Here is a 19,304-nt window from a genome sequence, read left to right on the forward strand (position 1 = left end):
ATTAAACTCCAGTATGAAGAGTTTTTCGCCAAAGAATCTTTTTTGGAAAAATAGACATTTTTATTGTTACCCAAGGAATTACTAGAAACCAATGTGATAAATAAAAAACGGATAAAAATATCATCAAAAAATTTCCTTTATCCAATACAGGCACTTCACTTTTGCAATATGAGCCATACCAAAAAGCTATTCCAGATAACATAAAAGCTGTCAATGAAATAGGGAAGTAAATTGGTGAATCTAATAAAGCGATACTGAAAACTAAATCAAAAATAGAAATAATTGGCAGTGCATATTGCAAGATGAAGAAGTAAGTTAAATCAAATTTCTGAAAATAATCAATTTTTTTAGTAAGTAATTGATCTCCATAATCAAAGAATCTTTGCAAGCCACCCTCTGCCCATCTTTGCCTTTGAGCTAATAAAGCATTTAAGTTCTCAACTGCTTCTTCCATTACTGGAGGATCCCATAAGATTCCAATTCTAGATTGTGATAATAATAATCTTAAACTTAAATCTAGATCATCCGTAACTGTCTCTTCATTAAAGGAACCACATGCCAATAATGTATCTTTTTTAATTAATTGCCCATTTCCCCTTAATTCAGAAACTCCAGCAACTGATAACCTTCCATATTGAAAGATAGCGTCCATAGCCATCTCCATTGACTGGCATGAAGTTAAAAAATTCTTACTCACATTTGTTACTGATTTTCTTAATTGAACCGCAGACCAATCTCCCTCTTCTACAAAACTAAATAACCTTATCAAAGAATCTTTTTTGAGTTGAGCATCAGCATCCAAGACTAAGAGCCATTCACCATGAGTAAACTTCAAGGCATAATTTAAAGCTCCTGACTTCCCGCCGCCTGCGTTTGGAGAACGACTGATAACTTTTAACTTTTCAAATTGCCTGGATAATCGATCTAAAATTAAAGGCGTCTTATCCGAACTCCCATCATCAATAATATAAATATTTAATTTATTTGTTGGATAATCTAAATTAAATAACCTTTCAACTAATCTTGCTATAACATTCTCTTCATCTCTAGCTGCAACTAAAATATCAAGAAAAGGTAAATCTTTATTACTGACTCTACTGCTAAAAGTATTTAAAAAGTTGTTCCTTTTGAAATTTCTAGAAATAACTATTAATCCATAAAAAGCAATCAAAAATGAAAGAGTCAATATAAAGTAAAAAAACCCTCTGATATTGTAAAAATGAGGAATGATTGCTACCAAGAAACAAGCATTAAGAAATAAAAACGACTTCAATCTTCGATTTTTATAAAAACTCGTGCTCATAAAAGTAAATTGCTAATTATTTAATTCTCATTGAGACAATATCTCAAATTTTTCAAGTTTTGCATCTCGATAGTAATGATTCAATATTTGTTCATAAGAGAATCCTAAATCAGCCATTTCAATTGCTCCTGACTGTGATAAACCTACACCATGGCCGAAGCCTCCTCCCTTCAAAAGCCATAAATCATCACTTAATTTATTAATAGTGAATAAATTACTAGGTAAAAAACTCAATACCCGTCGAATATCATCTTTAACTAGAATAATAGATTTATTAACTTTGTTCGTCTGAATTTCTAATTTTGTCACTCTGCCACTTGAACCACGTTCAATAGCATTTAAATCCAACACATTTTCATTAATGTTTATAAGTTTGTTTTTAATTAACTTTTCTTTAATTTCAAGACTAGAAATTTCCTTATTCCAACGAAAAAGAGAGTGATTGCTTCCATAAAACTGTTCTTTATCAAAGTCTAAAAAATTATTTAATTCAGATTCACTTGTAATTGGAGGTTTAAAAATTTGATTTAATGCCTTAGAACCGTCTATCGTCGTATTAAAGTAAGGGTAATTTTGCATTTGCCAAGACTCACCAGCTGTGGCAGATATACCACCATTAGAACCATGATAAAAAGCATTTATGGGTTGATTTTCATATTTAAGAATTAAATTTGAAGTTGCTTCTATAGCTTTTTGTACCTTTATATTTTTTATTTTAGGAGGCTTATAAACTTGGCATTGAGTGCTTATACATAAATGATATTTATCCATATTAAATCTATCAGAATTAAAAATTCCCCAAGTTCGGGCAATAACTGCTTGTGCCTTGAGTGCTTCAATATGAGAACTCGGTCCAATTTCGTATGGCAAAACACCTTCCAAATAATCATCAAACTTAATTTTCTGTATTAACGTCCAACTTCCATATGAATCTTGTCTTAAATAAAAATTCTTGCCAAAAGTAACATCATTTATTTTTATTTCCTCGTCAGCATAAATATGTATTGGTCCTTCGAGTTTCTTAAAAATATTCTCACTACTTAGAAAAGGAGTAATTTGTATATTTTTTATTTTTCTGAAAATCTTATTTTTTAATTCAAATTCTGGTAGATCATCTTCAAATGGAATCCATACTTCCCAATATTTAGGGTAAGCAACGGTAGTCTTAAATCCTTTATCTTTTAGTTTATCTGCTTGTTTCTTTGCTGATTCATAACTCGCAAAAGGCCCAAAAACAATTCTTTCAATTGTTTTTGGATTTTTGAGAGGTATATTCCTCCAAGTAATTTTAATCTGTTTTGATTTGTGTTTAATACCATTAGATGAAATCAAGTTTAAAAAGCCTTTATCAGTTATAAAATTAATATTCTTTCTCTTAGAAAAATTATCATTTTCCCCACCAAGATATTGCTTTAAACCAATTAAAAATTTTCCTTTTTTAATTTCTGTATTGAGTTCAATCTTTAGCAATTCTTCCGCGACTAAATTAAAAGTAAATTTAGTGTCAATTAGTATAAGAGAAATAAAGCCTAAAAATAAATTTAGAAAGTTAGATTTAAGTTTCATAAGCAGCAACTTTCCTTATCAATTAAAAACTTTAATTTGCACCAATGCGTATAAAGGTTTAGATTATTTAAATTAAACACATTTGACTTAAATGTCTAAACTAAAAACTCGTAAATCAGCTGCCAAAAGATTTAAAGCTACTGCAACGGGTAAATTTATGAGAAGACGAGCTTTCCATAATCATTTACTTGATCATAAAAGCTCAAAAGTAAAAAGACATCTTTCAACGAAAGCCGTAGTTGATGAAAGAGATGCTGATAATGTAAGATTGATGATTCCATACGCATAACTTATTAACCCATTTTCCTTAATAATTCATGGCACGTGTTAAAAGAGGCAATATAGCCAGAAAAAGAAGAAACAAAATCTTAAATCTTGCAAAAGGTTTTAGAGGAGGAAACAAAAATCTTTTCAGAACAGCAAATCAAAGGGTAATGAAAGCCCTTTGTAATGCTTACAGAGATCGAAGAAGAAGAAAAAGAGATTTTAGAAGACTTTGGATTTCTAGAATTAATGCTTCAGCCAGAATAAATGGTACTAACTACAGCAAGTTAATAAATGGCATGAAAAATTCAGAAATTATAATTAACAGAAAAATGCTTGCTCAATTAGCCTTAAATGATCCAAAATGTTTTGAAAAAATAGTTTCTTCCGTTAGCCATTAAAAAAAAGAATATAATTTAAAAAAGTAATTATAAATAATGGAAATATCTTCCTTTCAATCGTATTTAATAATTCTTTTTACAGTACTAATAATAATTTCTATTTTTGTATTCAGACAATTTCTAAAAACAAGAAGTGAAGAATTTAATTTAGTAAAATTTGAACAGAAAGGTTTAGATTCTCTATCTAAAGCTACAGAATTATATGAATTTGGGTCTGTTCAGATAAAAAAAAGATTATATGCTGAAGCAACTAAGACTTTTTTAAAAGCAATTGAAAATTATGAAAATGAACCTGATGAAGCCAAAGCCATAATAAATAACGCTTTGGGATTTTCTTATGCTGCTCAAAATGAATTTAAAAAAGCCATTAAATATTATAATTATGCAATAAAATCACTCCCTGAATATCCGATAGCTCTAAATAATCTCGCATCAGCACAACAGCGTTTATTGGAATACGACTTAGCATATGCTACTTATCAAAAGGTTTTAGTGATAGATCCAAAAAACAAAACAGCAATTAAAAAAAGTAAGGAGTTAGAAAAAAGAAATAATTACAAACCTTATGAAGGGATAAAAAATAAGGGATTCTAAATATGGAAAATTATTCATCTTTACTAATTGGAGGAAAACAATTTTCCAGTAGATTAATGGTAGGTACTGGCAAGTACAAATCTACACAAGATATGGTACAAAGCTTATCAAACTCCGAAACAGAAATTATAACCGTCGCTGTAAGAAGAATTAAAAATAATCAAACAGGAGAAAATTTACTCGAAAAGATTAATTGGGAAAAATACTGGATGCTTCCTAATACAGCGGGTTGTGTAAATGCCGATGAGGCAGTCAGAATAGCAATTTTGGGAAGAGAACTTGCAAAATTATCTGGTCAAGAAGAAAATAATTTTGTCAAGTTGGAAGTTATTCCTGACAAAAAGTATTTACTGCCAGATCCAATAGAAACACTAAAAGCAGCTGAAGTTTTAATAAAAAAAGGTTTTGCTGTACTTCCCTATATCAATGCAGATCCTATTCTTGCAAAAAGACTAGAGGAACTAGGTTGTTCAACTGTAATGCCATTAGGCTCGCCTATTGGCTCAGGACAGGGTTTATTAAATTTATCAAACATAACAATAATTATTGAAAATGCCAGAGTGCCAGTGATAATTGACGCGGGAATTGGGGTACCAAGTGAAGCTTCTCAAGCCATGGAACTTGGAGCTGATGGTGTATTAATCAATAGTGCAATAGCACAAGCTGAAAATCCGCCTCTAATGGCTCAAGCTATAAATTATGGAGTAAAGGCAGGGAGGCAAGCTTTTCTAGCGGGAAGAATTAAAAAACAAGACTTTGCAGTAGCAAGTTCACCGGAAGTAAATATATCTATATAATTCTCTAAATTGAGCAAAGTTTAAAAAAATAGTAAAAATTTTTTACTAGATTTTATGTATCGTATTAAGAAAGAAGATTTGAAACTATTTACAATGTTTTTTCGCAAATTGGAAGCACGCTGTAGTAATTTAATAAATATATTATGAATCTATTAATTCTGGAGATCTGAGTGAAAGTTATTGTTCTTGGTGGAGATGGTTTTTGCGGTTGGCCTTGTGCGGTGAATTTAGCAGAGCAAAATCATGATGTAATTATTGTCGACAATTTAAGTCGTAGAAAAATTGATATTGATCTAGAGGTAGAATCTTTAACTCCAATTGCTTCGATAACAGAACGGCTTTCTGCATGGAAAGAGATTGGAGGTAAGCCTATGAGATTTCTTAATATGGATATCTCTAAGCAATATCAAAAATTACTCAATTTGCTCATTGATGAAAAACCAGATTCCGTGATTCATTTTGCAGAACAAAGAGCAGCACCTTACTCGATGAAATCTAGTTTTACCAAAAGATATACAGTTGATAATAATGTTAATGGCACCCACAACCTTCTTGCTGCAATAGTAGAGAGTAATCTAGATATTCATGTTGTTCATTTAGGAACAATGGGAGTCTACGGATATGGATCACATAGAGGCGCAACAATTCCAGAAGGTTATCTAAAAGTTGAAGTTCCACAACCAGATGGAAGTCGCTTTGAAGAAGAAATATTACACCCTGCAAGTCCAGGTAGTGTCTACCATATGACTAAAACTTTAGATCAATTATTATTTCTTTACTACAACAAAAATGATCTTGTAAGGATCACTGATCTACATCAAGGCATTGTTTGGGGAACAAATACAGAAGCAACCTTAAAAGATCCTAGATTGACAAACCGATTTGACTATGACGGAGATTATGGAACTGTTTTAAACAGATTTCTAATGCAAGCTGCAATTGGATATCCATTAAGTGTTCATGGGACAGGAGGGCAAACAAGAGCATTTATACATATAAAAGACTCTGTAAAATGCGTACAACTTGCTCTTGAAAATCCTCCAAAATCTGGAGAAAGAGTCAAAATCTTCAATCAAATGACTGAGAGTCATCAAGTTGGAGAATTAGCTAAAAAAGTTGCTTCTCTAACAGGAGCTGATATCAATTATTTACCAAATCCAAGGAATGAAGCGGTAGAAAATGATCTAATTGTTGATAATAAATGCTTCATAGAATTAGGTTTAAACCCAACGACTCTTGATAATGGCTTATTAGAAGAAGTTGTTGAAGTTGCTAAAAAATACTCCAATAGATGTGATCTTAAGCGCATCCCTTGTGTTTCATCCTGGACTAAAAAACAAGCTGAGGCTATAAAGACTAAGTAAAATTTCTGAAATAGGTACCTAAGAAAGTGAAAATTGCATTGTTTACTGAAACTTTTTTACCTAAAGTTGACGGCATAGTCACAAGACTGACTAAAACGATTGAATTTTTAATAAAAAATGGTAATGAAGTTATAATTTTCTGCCCAGAGGGGTGTCCAGAATCATATATGGGAGCAACTGTAGTTGGAGTTGCTGCGATGCCATTACCCTTATACCCAGAGTTGAAGCTTGGCTTACCAGGTCCTGCAGTTTCAGATAAGTTAGAAAAATTTAACCCAGATTTGATACATGTTGTTAATCCAGCTGTACTTGGATTAGGTGGTATATGGTTGGCGAAAACTAATAATATTCCTTTAATTGCTAGCTACCATACTCATCTTCCAAAATATCTGGAACATTACGGTATGGGAATGTTAGAGCCACTTTTGTGGGAATTACTTAAAGCAGCTCATAATCAAGCCTTGTTAAACTTATGTACTTCAACTGCTATGGTCAATGAGTTAAAAGATAAAGGTATTCAAAGGACTGCTCTATGGCAAAGAGGAGTAGATACTTACAGTTTCCGACCAGATTTGAGAAGTGAGAGAATGAGAGAAAAATTATTTGGTAAATATAAAGACGCTGATTACTTATTGATTTATGTAGGAAGATTATCAGCAGAAAAGCAAATTGAAAGAATTAAACCAGTCTTAGAAAGTATCCCTAATGCTTGCCTAGCACTTGTGGGTGATGGACCATACAGAAACCAGCTTGAAAAAATTTTCGAAAATACTAAGACTAATTTCATAGGATATTTATCTGGCGATGAACTTGCTAGCGCCTATGCCTCTGGAGATATATTTTTATTTCCATCTAGTACAGAAACACTTGGATTGGTTTTACTAGAAGCAATGGCAGCAGGATGTCCAGTTATCGGAGCCAACAAGGGGGGGATTCCAGATATTATTAGCGATGGGATTAATGGTTGTTTATATGATCCTGATGAAAAAGATAATGGAGAACAGAGTTTGATTGAAGCGACAAAAAAAATTCTAGAGAATGAAGATAAAAGAGAAGTTATGAGAAAAGAGGCACGAAACGAAGCAGAAAAATGGGATTGGAATCAAGCAACGTTACAACTGCAAAATTATTATGAAAATACTCTCAAAGAAATAGATTAAACTTAGTATTAATTATGCTACGTGTGGAGGCGTAGGACTACTATACGAAGTTAAGGGAAGTATTAGAGTAGCGATATTTTGATTCTTTTCAGGCCTTTTTTTCTTTGAGAATTTTTTACCAAAAGGTACTCTTATGACATTAGTTCCCTCAATGGAACAAATGTTTGAGTTATCTCCTGAAAAATTATTGACAAAATTTGGTAAGTCGACGTTCTTAACTGGCAGGTGCTTAACATTACCAGATTTAAAATCTTTTGTCATAGCTTCAAATACCCCAAAAAATTTGATGCTCGAATATTTTAATAAAAAAATTTAAAAAAATTCTATAAGAAAATATTAAATTTTTATTCAAACTTATAATAACTAAGTAAATACAAGAAAGCTAGGCCTTTAAGCACATTTTTTTTCTTCGAAATTCTCTCCTTGATTTACATTGCAAGAACAAATTAAATTGCGATCGCCATATGCATTATTGATCCTAGAAACTGAAGACCAAAACTTAATAGAAGTTGGAGTTTTATAAGGGAAAGAAGCTTTTTCTTTTGAATAAGGATAATGCCAATTGTCAGTAATTAACTCTTTCAGAGTATGGGGAGCGTTACTAATTACATTATTATTCTTTAATTCAATATTTTTTTCTATTTCGCTAATTTCTTCTCCGATCAAGAGCATAGCCTCACAAAATCTATCCAATTCAGCCAAACTTTCACTTTCAGTAGGCTCTATCATTATGGTCTCTGGAACAGGCCAACTTATAGTTGGGGCATGAAAACTATAATCTATTAATCTTTTAGCTAAATCATTTACACTCAAACCAGTTTTAGATTTTAAATCTCTAAAATCTAAAATACATTCATGTGCGACAAAATTATTTCTTCCTTTATAAAGAATCTCGAATTTATGCTTTAAAGAATGAGCAATATAATTTGCAGATAAAATTGCATGCGCAGTTGCTTTCCTTAAACCACTAAGACCAGACATCTTTATGTACATCCAACTTATTGGAAGAATACTTGCACTCCCATGCTTGGCAGAAGATACGTAATTAGAACTATCAGATAAATCATTATCCATTAAAGAATGAGTAGGAAGAAATGGGCTTAAAGTTTCTGATGCAGCAACTGGGCCTACTCCTGGGCCACCACCTCCATGTGGAATGCAGAATGTTTTATGTAAATTCAAATGACAAACATCAATTCCATAATTCCCGGGTTTACATAATCCAACCTGAGCATTCAGATTTGCTCCGTCTAAATAGACAAATCCTCCAACAGAGTGAATTAAGTCACATATCTTTCTGATTTGCAATTCAAAAACTCCATGAGTAGACGGGTAAGTCAACATAAGGGCTCCTATTTGGTGATCAAATTTTTTGACCTTGATCGACAAATCTTGAAAATCAATATTTCCTTCGTCATCACATTCAACGGTTAAAACATCAAAACCTGCCATAACTGCACTAGCAGGATTTGTTCCATGGGCACTTTTAGGAATTAAACATTTTTTTCTTGAAAGTTCACCTTGTGCTTCAAAATAAGAATTTATTGCTAATAATCCTGCAAACTCTCCCTGAGAACCTGCATTTGGTTGAAAAGAAACTGATTTTAAACCAACAATATCACTTATCCATTTTTCTAGGTCAGATATTATTTTTGAATAGCCCTTAGTTTGATCTAGTGGAGAAAAGGGATGAATAGAAGATAAATTAGACCAAGAGACTGGATTTAACTCTGCTGCAGAATTTAACTTCATAGTACAACTTCCTAATGGCATCATTCCATCTACCAGAGAAAAATCTTTTTCAGCAAGTCGGAATATATATCTCATTAATTCCGTTTCACTTTGGTAATTTTTGAATATATCTTGCTGCATCCATTCATTGGATCTCAAAGCTAAACTTTCAAGATGAAATCTTTTATCAAATTTTATATGCTCTAAATCTTCTTTTTTTTCTATAAGATTTGCTATGAAAGTCAAAATATCTTTGATTTCTTTTTCATTACTCAGCTCATCTAAAGAAATCCCAAAGCCAGTTGAATTTTCTATAGTTGATCCCAAAGGCAAAATTCTTAAATTATACCCATTTTTTAAAGCTTCATTATGGATCCTCTGCGAGTGCTTAGAATAAACATCAACACTATCAAATCTAATCCCATCAGGAATATCAAAACCTAAATCAGCTAAACATGATTCTAAATTTAGTCTCAACTCCACTAATCTCTTAGCAATTTGCGTTAATCCAGAAGGTCCATGATAAATCGCATAAAAAGATGAAATTATAGCTAACAAAGATTGAGCAGTACAAATATTACTAGTGGCCTTTTCCCTTCTAATATGTTGCTCTCTTGTTTGCAATGCTAATCTTAAAGACTTTTCGCCATTTTTCGAGAGAGTTTGCCCAACAATTCTTCCAGGTATCAGCCTTTTATATTGTTCGCTACAGGCAAAATATGCTGCATGGGGTCCACCAAAACCCATTGGAACACCAAATCTTTGCATACTACCCACTGCTACATCAACGCCAAATTCAGAAATTGGTTTAATTAAAACTTGTGCCAGTGGGTCAATACATGCCGTTACAATAATTTCTGATTTATGAGCTTGGGATATTAAGAATGTGGGATCAAATAATTGCCCATTTTTACCTGGTAATTGCAACAAAATTCCAAAAACATCATCATGATTAGGAAGGTTGCTTTGAGTGAAGCGTTTTAAGGATATACCCAAAGGTTTTGCTCTGGTTTGTAAAACATTAAAAGTATGATCAAAAACATTTGATTCCACTAAGTACACTTTTGAAGATTTATTTTTTCTTGCGGCAAAACTCATTGCCATAGCTTCTGCAGCAGCAGTACCTTCATCTAATAAAGATGCATTGGCGACAGGAAATCCCGTTAGTTCACAAACAATAGTCTGAAAATTAAATAGAGCTTCTAATCTTCCTTGTGCAATTTCTGCTTGATATGGAGTATAAGACGTGTACCACCTTGGATTTTCAAGAACATGTCTTTGGATGACTTTAGGCATATGATTGTCATAATAACCAAGGCCTATTAGTGATCTCATTTTAGTATTTTTCTTTGCAATCTCTTCTAATTCATTTAAAGCCTCTGTTTCTGAACAACCTTTGGGCAATATTTCTGAAGATTTATCTTTAAGCTGAATATCTTCAGGAATAACTGAGTTTATAAATTGATCAATATTATTAAAACCAAGCTTGTTCAGCATAACTCTTTCATCATTATCTCCTAACCCAAGATGCCTATCTATAAACAAATCGGACCCAAATTCGGATGTCATATTAAAATATTTTTCTTTAAAATAGCTCTTTTTAAAAAGTTTGCCTTATTTTGGTACAACCTTTGATTGATATTCCTCAGAAGTCATTAAATCAGCAATTGATGCTTTTGATTCTGGTTTCAAAATGACTAACCAACCGTTTCCAATCGGATCATTCTGTAAAAGCTCAGGGTTATCAATAACACTTTCATTTACAGATACTATTTCCCCTGAAAAAGGCAGATAGACTTCCTCAACGGCCTTAACTGATTCTATTGTTCCAAAAGTCTCACCTTTCTTTAAGGTGGCCCCTTGATCAGCTAATTCAACAAAAACAATATCTCCTAATTGATCTATGGCAAATTCACTAACTCCAATTTTTAATAATCCATTTTCTTCCAAGACATATTCATGAGTATCAGCATAGTTGAGGTTGTCTGGAAACTGGTAAGACATGATTAAGTAAATAAAGGAAGTAGAGAATCCTTTGAAATTAATTTTTCCTCTAATAATTCAGATAATAATCGAATTAATGCAATTTTGATGTGAGCTATGTGAGAACCACCTTGAACAAAAATATTGTAAGGATCTCTTAGAGGAGCATCAGCAGAAAATTCACTTGTACTACCTTCAATAAATGTACCTCCTGCCATTAATAATTTTGAATCATATCCATCCATTGATGATGGAACAACATTCAGAAAAGAATCCACTGGTGAAGAATTTTGAAAAGATTGACAAACTTTTTGTACCAAATCAGGATTATTCAATCTTACTGACTGAATAAGATCAGATCTATAAGTTGCTGGCTCTGGTAAAACCTTAAATCCCAAATTTTTAAAGACCGCTGCAACCATATCAGCACCTTTTAGTGATTCGTGAACAATTTGTGGTGCTAAAAACAAACCCTGCAAAATTAATCTTCCTAGTCCAAAATTTATTCCTGCAGATGAACCAATACCTGGTGAGGTTAATCTAGAACATGCCATCTCAACCAACTCTGCATCTCCTGCAACATACCCACCGGTAGGAACGATTGTTCCTCCCAAATTTTTAATCAATGATCCAGCAATTATGTTTGCCCCTTTAGAAATTGGTTCACTATCTTCAACAAGCTCCCCATAACAGTTATCAACAAAACATATACAGTTAGGATCAAGAGAATGAATGAGACTACAAATTTTCTCTATCTGATAATTCGTAAGAGATTTTCTCCAACTATATCCGCAACTTTTTTGTATGAATACTAATTTGCATGCATTTTCTTTAAAAGAATGAATAATTTTTTCTTCAAAAGAATCAAAATTATCGCAGATATTTATTTGCTTATATTCAATCTCAAAATTTTTAAGTGAGCCTTTTCCTCCTCCTCTTATTCCTATGACTTCTTCTAACGTATCATACGGTTGTCCTGTAAGAGATAACATTACATCTCCAGGTCTAAGAATTCCAAATAAGACAGAACTTATTGCATGCGTTCCACTTACAAATTGCATCCTCACAGCTGCCTTTTCAGCAAGAAACAATCTTGCAAAAACCGCATCAATTTTTTCTCTAGATATATCATCATGACCACTACCAGAAGATTGATTGAAATGACTAGTAGAAACTTTTTCTTCCTTAAAAATTGTCAAAATATTTTCTAATTTCTGGAAAACCTGATTGGACCTTTCTTGGAAAACTTTACTTAAACTCTCTTCGACAGAAAGAACAGCGTTTTCAGCCAGTTTTAAGTTATTGTTTAGTGTCATTTCTTATGAAAACTCATGTTATTTTTCAGAAGCTAAATTTCTTAATTCTGCGAGGAAAGCATTAGGTCCTCTACCCTGAAAATAAGAAAGTTTTTTTGAAGCCTCATATAAATCAAGTAGTTCTCCATCTAATTCTTCTGCCGTATAATCTCTAATTCCTGCTATTACCTCAGCAAAACGTTCTCTACGGGCAGATTTATTGACAGCATAGGCTTCCATTACCTGAGTTTTACATGACCTCCAAGCCTTATTCTGACAAAAATGTACTGAAAGAGCATCACTTAAAGCAGAAGCTTCTTCATCTTCTATATACCAGTCAAAAGATGAAGGGAGAGATTTTAATCCTGAGAATATCTCGAATAACTCCCCGGCCGACAATGGATTACCAGAATCATTTTTCAGTGGTAATGCAGACTCTTCCAAAGATTTCCATAACTCTGGGTAATCACTTTCAAAACGATCCCTGATTTTTTCTATACCTTGATCAAGAATCGTATTTACTTGAGCTAAAGCAAGAAAAACTTCAGGACCTGGCGAAGACAACTTCCCATTCCTAAGATTAGAAATTTGAGAATTATGAACTTTACCTAAATCAAGAACTTCAGAAAGTAATGGCAAAACTCTGTGTGACCATCCATTTCTCTCATGCCAGAGGTGTATCAAATGAGCCATAGCCCTACGACCTCTAGATAATTTATCGCGATATCCGAGACTCACTAATAATTAATCTTATCAATAGTATAGTATGATAATATTACATATCGGTATTTTTGAAAATAGTATTCTAATATCATGAATTCAGTAATTTTCCAAGAAACAGCAAAATTAAAAAAACCTGTTCCAGCTGAAAAAGTTATAGAACTTTCAGAAAAATTACTGGAACCTTCCAAGCATTCAAAAAAATATCCTCCAAGGCTACATAAAACTTGGGGAACAATCGTTTTCATGGCAGCGATTCATATTCTTTCTTTTGTCGCTATACAACCACGGTTTTGGAGTCTCCCTGCAGTCGTATCATTATTATTTTTTTACTGGGTTACTGCTTGTCTTGGAGTCACACTTGGATATCACCGATTGTTATCACACAGATCGTTCGTGGTTCCAAGATGGCTAGAAAGATTTTTTGCTACCTGCGGAGCCATAAGTTGCCAGCATGGACCAATAGATTGGGTAGGTTTACATAGGCATCACCACTCTTTTTCAGATACAGAAGTAGATCATCACAATAGTAAAAAGGGTTTTTGGTGGAGTCATATGGGTTGGATGTTCAAAGATGTTGAAGCACTCAAAACTGTTCCAAAACTAAGTGCAGATTTAATTAAAGATCCATACTATAGATTTCTAAATAAATATTTTTTATTTTTACAAATTCCTATAGGACTGTCCTTGTACGCAATAGGTCAAAAATTAGGAGTTGGAGGTTGGTCCCTAGTCCTTTGGGGCATTCCATTGAGACTTGTGGTGGTTTATCACGTAACTTGGCTGGTGAACTCCGCAACACATTGTTGGGGTAAGGCGCCATTTGAAAGTGGTGATTCATCCAAAAACAATGCATGGGTTGCTGCATTAACATTTGGAGAGGGTTGGCATAATAATCATCATGCATTTCCTAATTCAGCAAAACAAGGATTATTTAGAGGTCAAATAGACATAACATGGGAACATATTAAGATTCTTGCGAAATTAGGTCTTGCAAAAAAAGTAAAGTTACCCTCTAGGTCTTATTATTAATTATATTGTTCAATATTTTCATGGCTAAAAGAGTACAAGTCGCATTAACTGAATCAATCGCCTCATTAGGTAAAGAAGGCGATTTAGTTGAAGTAGCACCAGGATATGCAAGAAATTTTCTACTACCTTATGGCAAGGCAATGAATGTAACACCAGCTGTTCTTAAACAAATTGAAAGGAAAAAAGAAAAAGAAAAAATTGCTGCTGATAAATTAAAGCAAGAAGCTTTAGATTTCCAAACTGCATTATCAACAATAGGTAGATTCACTATTAAAAAACAGGTTGGAGAAGATGGTGTGCTTTTTGGAACGGTGACCAATGGGGATGTTGCAGAAGCAATAGAAGCAGCAACCAAAAAAGTAGTTGATAGGAGAAATATCACAGTTCCTGATATTCATAATTTAGGTTCCTTTACTGCAAAAATAAAATTACATCAAGAAGTAAATGCAGAAGTAAATATTGAAGTAACAAGTTAATCAATTAGTTGCATTATTTTGAAAAGTAGCCAGAGTATATATCTAAGCAATTAAAGATATGGTTTCCGTACCTTTTCCAAATAATGGGAAAAATAAAAACTTTAAAAAAGATTTTAATAGTGAAAATGCTGGATTAGTGCCTCCTCAGAATATTCAAGCTGAGGAAGCTGTTCTTGGTGGCATACTCCTTGATCCAGAGGCGATTGGGAGGATTGCGGACTTAATTAAACCTGAGGCTTTTTATATAAATGCGCATCAAGAGATTTATAGAACAGCATTAATGTTGCATACGCAGGGGAAACCAACTGATTTAACATCAATGAGTGCATGGTTAGCAGATAACAGATCACTAGAAAAAATTGGAGGAAACAACAAACTAGTAGAGCTAGTAGAAAATGTATCCTCTACAGCTTCCATAGAACAAGTTGCCAATTTAATTAACGACAAATTCATGAGAAGGCAACTAATCAGATCCGGAAATGAGGTGGTTCAACTAGGTTTTGACCAGACTCAAGATACTAATGAAGTTTTAGATAAGGCGGAGCAAAAAATATTTGAAATTAGTCAAGAAAAACCTTCAAAAGGTCTGACTCAAGCAGCTGAAATTCTTACAAGTACTTTCAATGAAATAGAGTCGAGATCATTAGGTACTTCAGTAGCTGGAATTCCCGTAAATTTTTACGACCTTGATGCGATGACTCAAGGGTTTCAAAGAAGTGATTTAATAATCGTTGCTGGAAGACCTTCAATGGGAAAAACTTCAATAGTTCTTAATCTAGCTAAGAATGTTGCTCAATCTCAAGATTTACCTGTTTGCGTATTTAGCCTTGAAATGAGTAAAGAACAGTTGACATATAGATTACTTTCGATGGAAGTTGGAATCGAAAGCGGCAGGCTAAGAACAGGAAGATTACAACAAGATGAATGGCCATTACTTGGAGAAGGTATCAATTCATTGGGGGAATTACCAATATTTATAGATGACAAACCTAACTTAAGTGTTTTAGAGATGAGATCTCTGTGCAGAAGATTAATAGCTGAACAAAAAAAAGAACTTGGATTAATTGTGATTGATTACCTCCAATTGATGGAAGGAACGACCCCTGATAATAGGGTGCAAGAGCTTTCAAGAATAACAAGAGGTTTAAAAAGCATGGCCAGAGAATTAAAAGTACCAGTAGTTGCTTTGTCTCAACTTAGTAGAGGAGTTGAGTCTAGAACAAATAAAAGACCAATGTTAAGCGATCTAAGAGAATCAGGTTCTATTGAACAAGACGCCGACTTAGTATTAATGATTTATAGAGATGAATACTATAATCCAGAGACTGAAGATAGAGGGATAACAGAGATCATTGTCACTAAACATAGAAATGGACCCGTAGGAACTGTTAAATTATTATTTGAACCTCAATTTACAAGATTTAGGAATTTAGCTAATTAAATCGATCCTGAAATGCAAGATCATCAATCAACAAATGAATCATTTGACATCATCGTTATTGGGGGTGGACATGCAGGATGCGAAGCAGCCATAACAACAGCAAAATTAGGGTTTTCTACCGCCTTATTTACAATAAATTTAGATCGGATTGCCTGGCAACCTTGTAACCCTGCAGTGGGAGGACCAGCAAAAAGTCAGTTAGTACATGAAGTTGATGCATTGGGAGGAATTATTGGGCAACTAGCTGATGAGACAGCAATACAAAAGAGAATATTAAATGCAAGTAGAGGACCAGCTGTATGGGCATTAAGAGCTCAAACAGATAAAAGGGAATATTCAAAAAGAATGATCGAAATACTACAAAATACAAATAATTTATCTTTGAAAGAAGCAATGATTACTGAACTAGATATTGAAAAAACTAAAACAATTGGATTGAACTCAAAAAACATCATGCAAAAAAAGATAAAGGGTGTAAAAACTTTTTTTGGTAGTTATTATTCGGCGAGATCGGTTATCATTACAGCTGGTACTTTTTTAGAAGGAAAAATATGGATAGGAAATAAATCAATGTCAGCTGGCAGATCTGGCGAACAAGCAGCACAAGGTCTTACTCAGAACCTGCACAAAATTGGTATAAAAACAGAACGTTTAAAAACAGGAACTCCAGCAAGAGTTGACAAAAAAAGTATAATTTTTGATGAATTAGATATTCAACCTAGTACTGCAGCTGATAAATATTTTTCGTTTGACCCAGATATCAAAAATAATATGCCTCAAGTTAGTTGTCACATAACAAGAACAACTTCTAAAACACATCAATTAATTCGAAATAATTTACATTTAACCCCCATTTACGGTGGTTTTATTGATAGTAAAGGGCCAAGATATTGTCCATCTATTGAAGATAAAATCGTTAAATTTGCTGATAAAGAATCGCATCAAATTTTCTTAGAGCCAGAAGGAATTAATACCCCTGAAATATATGTTCAGGGATTTTCTACAGGTTTGCCCGAAAATATACAATTAGAACTTTTAAGAACCTTACCTGGATTAAGTAAATGTAAAATGTTGCGACCAGCATATGCTGTTGAGTATGAATATATACCTGCAACACAGCTTCAAACATCACTCGAAACTAAAGAAATTGAAAATTTATTTAGCGCTGGACAAATTAATGGAACTACTGGTTATGAAGAAGCAGCTGCACAAGGGTTAGTTGCAGGAATCAATGCAACAAGAAAACTAAATAAAAAAGATCCAATAATCTTTACTAGGGAAAGCAGTTATATAGGAACAATGATTAATGATTTAATTACCAAAGATCTCAAAGAACCTTACAGAGTTCTTACTAGTAGGAGTGAATACAGGTTAACCCTAAGAGGAGATAATGCAGATAGAAGATTAACCTCATTAGGTTATCAAATAGGGCTAATTGAGGAGAAAAGATGGTTAGCCTATCAAGAAAAAATGAAATTCCTTGAAGAAGAGAAATTGAGATTAGAAAGAACCCGTTTAAAAAATACCGATGAAATAGCAAAAAAAATAGAATTTGATACAGGATCAAAAATTAAAGGATCAATAACTTTGAAAGAACTCCTAAAAAGACCAAATTTTCATTATTCAGATTTAATTAGATATGATTTAGCCAAGAGAGATCTAACAACATCGATACAGGAAGGAGTTGAAATAGATATTAAATACGAAGGTTATCTCAAAAGACAAAAAAACAATATTGAACAAATTAATCGTCAAAGCTGTAAATCTCTGCCACAAGAAATAAATTATGAAAAGATAGATACTTTATCTTTAGAAGCTAGAGAAAATTTGAATAAGATAAAGCCAAAAAATTTTGGTGATGCTTCAAAAATTCCTGGAGTAAGCAAAGCTGATTTAACTGCATTACTAGTTTGGCTAAAAATAAGAGAAATAAAAAAAGAAAAGGCAAATATTTTTGTCGAAAAAAAGTTATCATCTTAAAAGCATTCCGTCTGAGCACTGAATAATAAACTTTTTAACTCACCAAAAATTTTATGGGAAGAAAAAGCTTCTACTTTTTTAGTGAAAAATTCATTACCAAAAATATCTGGTCCTTGGAAATTAATGCTGCTTGGGGATGGAAGTCCAACTAGACATTTACAACTTTTAACTAATCAAGAGACGAAAATTAAGTTAATTTCAATGCGATTAGATCCTCTATTCATTGAAGAAGGTCCTAGAGAATTAAATCAGTTAAATGGACCTTTAATTAGAAGACAAGTATGGATTAAAAACAAGAATAAAAACCTAGCATGGGCTGAGAGTTGGTGGAATGCAGAACAAGTGAATGAAAATTTAAAAGCCAAAGAAGAACCAATTTGGAAGAATTTGACACAAGACAGATCAGAGTTGTTTAGAGAAGTTGACCGAATTTCACTTGTTAATTCAAATTGGTTAGAGGATCAATTTTGTTTTAAAGGTCCATTCTGGTCAAGAAATTATAGATTTTTTCGAGACAAAAAGCCTCTAACAATTATTAGAGAAGTATTCAATCCACATTTAGAAAGTTTATTAGGCTATTCAGGAATTAAAGAATTTACGAAACTATACTCTTCTTCTTCTTGATCTGGGAATATTTCTTGGTTTTGATTGAACTTGTTGGTTTAATTGATCTCTCGAAATATTCTTCTCTTTTTCTGAAGATCTTTGCCATCTCTCAACTTTGAAATCCATTTCATCTGGCCAATCTTCGTCATTACTCTCTTTGACATAAGGTAATTTTTTTTGCTCAGTTATCTGTAAATCTTTTGGTTGCCTTAAAGATATTGCTTCTAAAGGTCTTTTTGAGTTCTGTTTAGTAGATTCATAAGAATTTGATGCTCTGGAAAATGTCTTAAAATCGCTTTTATCATCGTAAAAATTCTCATCATTCCAATCATCATTCCAATCATCATTATCTTCATCAAAAAATAAATCCACTTTTTCAGATACCCATCTTCCTACTTTTTTAACACTCTTACTTGTTATTCCTTGAAAATCTGAGTTCCTTCTTTTTCCTGGCCTAGCACCAGATACTCCATCAACAAATTGTCTTCCAGTTTCGAAAATTTTATCAACCTGTTTATCAACAATATTTTTATCAAAACTATTTCTAAGATTTCTAATTCTCCTTGAATCCATAAATTATTATGCTTTTTA

The 19,304-nt window shown here is 32.9% G+C and carries 19 protein-coding genes; 11 read left to right on the plus strand and 8 right to left on the minus strand.

From position 1 onward, the window contains the following. Position 1: 1 nt before the first annotated feature. Together SOI86_RS06285 and SOI86_RS06290 are read right to left on the minus strand one after the other, a co-directional pair. Positions 2 to 1,303 (minus strand): glycosyltransferase, encoded by a 1,302-nt coding sequence (locus tag SOI86_RS06285; RefSeq protein WP_320680987.1) that lies wholly within the window; start codon positions 1,301 to 1,303, stop codon positions 2 to 4. Positions 1,304 to 1,330: 27 nt separating this feature from the next. Then, positions 1,331 to 2,869 carry a SpoIID/LytB domain-containing protein gene (locus tag SOI86_RS06290; protein ID WP_320680988.1) on the minus strand — a complete coding sequence of 513 codons (1,539 nt, stop codon included), beginning with the start codon at positions 2,867 to 2,869 and terminating at the stop codon, positions 1,331 to 1,333. A gap of 91 nt (positions 2,870 to 2,960) precedes the next feature. Here SOI86_RS06290 and rpmI point away from each other — a divergent pair, with 91 nt between their 5' ends. The 6 genes from rpmI to SOI86_RS06320 all read left to right on the plus strand — a co-directional run bounded on the left by rpmI (position 2,961) and on the right by SOI86_RS06320 (position 7,449). Beyond that, positions 2,961 to 3,158, plus strand: a complete 198-nt coding sequence (gene rpmI / locus SOI86_RS06295) for a 50S ribosomal protein L35 (RefSeq protein WP_320680989.1) — start codon at positions 2,961 to 2,963, stop codon at positions 3,156 to 3,158. A 28-nt stretch (positions 3,159 to 3,186) separates the two neighbouring features. Beyond that, on the plus strand, positions 3,187 to 3,534 hold the full coding sequence (rplT, locus tag SOI86_RS06300; RefSeq protein WP_320680990.1) for a 50S ribosomal protein L20: 348 nt from the start codon (positions 3,187 to 3,189) through the stop codon (positions 3,532 to 3,534). A gap of 36 nt (positions 3,535 to 3,570) precedes the next feature. Then, the gene (locus tag SOI86_RS06305) at positions 3,571 to 4,128 is read left to right on the plus strand and encodes a tetratricopeptide repeat protein (RefSeq protein ID WP_320680991.1); all 558 of its coding nucleotides are present in this window, start codon (positions 3,571 to 3,573) and stop codon (positions 4,126 to 4,128) included. 2 nt (positions 4,129 to 4,130) lie between these two features. Beyond that, the gene (locus SOI86_RS06310; RefSeq protein WP_320680992.1) at positions 4,131 to 4,925 is read left to right on the plus strand and encodes a thiazole synthase; all 795 of its coding nucleotides are present in this window, start codon (positions 4,131 to 4,133) and stop codon (positions 4,923 to 4,925) included. 170 nt (positions 4,926 to 5,095) lie between these two features. Then, a complete protein-coding gene (locus tag SOI86_RS06315; protein ID WP_320680993.1) occupies positions 5,096 to 6,289 on the plus strand; it encodes an NAD-dependent epimerase/dehydratase family protein in 1,194 nt (397 codons plus the stop codon). 26 nt (positions 6,290 to 6,315) lie between these two features. After that, positions 6,316 to 7,449 carry a glycosyltransferase family 1 protein gene (locus tag SOI86_RS06320; RefSeq protein WP_320680994.1) on the plus strand — a complete coding sequence of 378 codons (1,134 nt, stop codon included), beginning with the start codon at positions 6,316 to 6,318 and terminating at the stop codon, positions 7,447 to 7,449. Between the two features lie 12 nt (positions 7,450 to 7,461). Here SOI86_RS06320 and SOI86_RS06325 read toward each other — a convergent pair whose 3' ends face one another. The 5 genes from SOI86_RS06325 to SOI86_RS06345 all read right to left on the minus strand — a co-directional run bounded on the left by SOI86_RS06325 (position 7,462) and on the right by SOI86_RS06345 (position 13,196). Beyond that, positions 7,462 to 7,710: a hypothetical protein gene (locus SOI86_RS06325; RefSeq protein WP_320680995.1), complete on the minus strand. Its 249-nt coding sequence runs from the start codon at positions 7,708 to 7,710 to the stop codon at positions 7,462 to 7,464. Positions 7,711 to 7,839: 129 nt separating this feature from the next. Continuing rightward, positions 7,840 to 10,749, minus strand: coding sequence for an aminomethyl-transferring glycine dehydrogenase (gene gcvP / locus SOI86_RS06330; protein ID WP_320680996.1), 2,910 nt, complete (start codon positions 10,747 to 10,749; stop codon positions 7,840 to 7,842). 45 nt (positions 10,750 to 10,794) lie between these two features. Continuing rightward, positions 10,795 to 11,184 (minus strand): glycine cleavage system protein GcvH, encoded by a 390-nt coding sequence (gene gcvH / locus SOI86_RS06335; RefSeq protein ID WP_320680997.1) that lies wholly within the window; start codon positions 11,182 to 11,184, stop codon positions 10,795 to 10,797. A 2-nt stretch (positions 11,185 to 11,186) separates the two neighbouring features. Further along, positions 11,187 to 12,479 carry an aminotransferase class I/II-fold pyridoxal phosphate-dependent enzyme gene (locus SOI86_RS06340; RefSeq protein WP_320680998.1) on the minus strand — a complete coding sequence of 431 codons (1,293 nt, stop codon included), beginning with the start codon at positions 12,477 to 12,479 and terminating at the stop codon, positions 11,187 to 11,189. A gap of 18 nt (positions 12,480 to 12,497) precedes the next feature. Next, positions 12,498 to 13,196 (minus strand): hypothetical protein, encoded by a 699-nt coding sequence (locus SOI86_RS06345; protein WP_320680999.1) that lies wholly within the window; start codon positions 13,194 to 13,196, stop codon positions 12,498 to 12,500. A gap of 75 nt (positions 13,197 to 13,271) precedes the next feature. Between SOI86_RS06345 and SOI86_RS06350 the strand changes: the two genes are divergently transcribed. From SOI86_RS06350 to SOI86_RS06370, 5 genes are read left to right on the plus strand one after another with little or no spacing between them, the layout of a single operon-like run. Further along, positions 13,272 to 14,210: an acyl-CoA desaturase gene (locus tag SOI86_RS06350; protein WP_320681000.1), complete on the plus strand. Its 939-nt coding sequence runs from the start codon at positions 13,272 to 13,274 to the stop codon at positions 14,208 to 14,210. A 20-nt stretch (positions 14,211 to 14,230) separates the two neighbouring features. Then, a complete protein-coding gene (gene rplI / locus SOI86_RS06355) occupies positions 14,231 to 14,686 on the plus strand; it encodes a 50S ribosomal protein L9 (protein WP_320681001.1) in 456 nt (151 codons plus the stop codon). A 58-nt stretch (positions 14,687 to 14,744) separates the two neighbouring features. Then, entirely contained in the window at positions 14,745 to 16,127 is a 1,383-nt protein-coding gene (gene dnaB, locus SOI86_RS06360) for a replicative DNA helicase (RefSeq protein WP_320681002.1), read from the plus strand. Between the two features lie 12 nt (positions 16,128 to 16,139). Then, positions 16,140 to 18,107: a tRNA uridine-5-carboxymethylaminomethyl(34) synthesis enzyme MnmG gene (gene mnmG / locus SOI86_RS06365; protein WP_320681003.1), complete on the plus strand. Its 1,968-nt coding sequence runs from the start codon at positions 16,140 to 16,142 to the stop codon at positions 18,105 to 18,107. A gap of 48 nt (positions 18,108 to 18,155) precedes the next feature. Next, positions 18,156 to 18,731 (plus strand): chorismate lyase, encoded by a 576-nt coding sequence (locus SOI86_RS06370; protein ID WP_320682505.1) that lies wholly within the window; start codon positions 18,156 to 18,158, stop codon positions 18,729 to 18,731. Here SOI86_RS06370 and SOI86_RS06375 read toward each other — a convergent pair. Next, positions 18,711 to 19,286, minus strand: a complete 576-nt coding sequence (locus tag SOI86_RS06375; RefSeq protein WP_320681004.1) for an RNA helicase — start codon at positions 19,284 to 19,286, stop codon at positions 18,711 to 18,713. The genes SOI86_RS06370 and SOI86_RS06375 overlap by 21 nt on opposite strands. Between the last annotated feature and the right edge of the window lie 18 nt (positions 19,287 to 19,304).

The organism is Prochlorococcus sp. MIT 1314 (genome assembly GCF_034093315.1).
GTDB classification, from domain to species: Bacteria; Cyanobacteriota; Cyanobacteriia; order PCC-6307; family Cyanobiaceae; genus Prochlorococcus_A; species Prochlorococcus_A marinus_Y.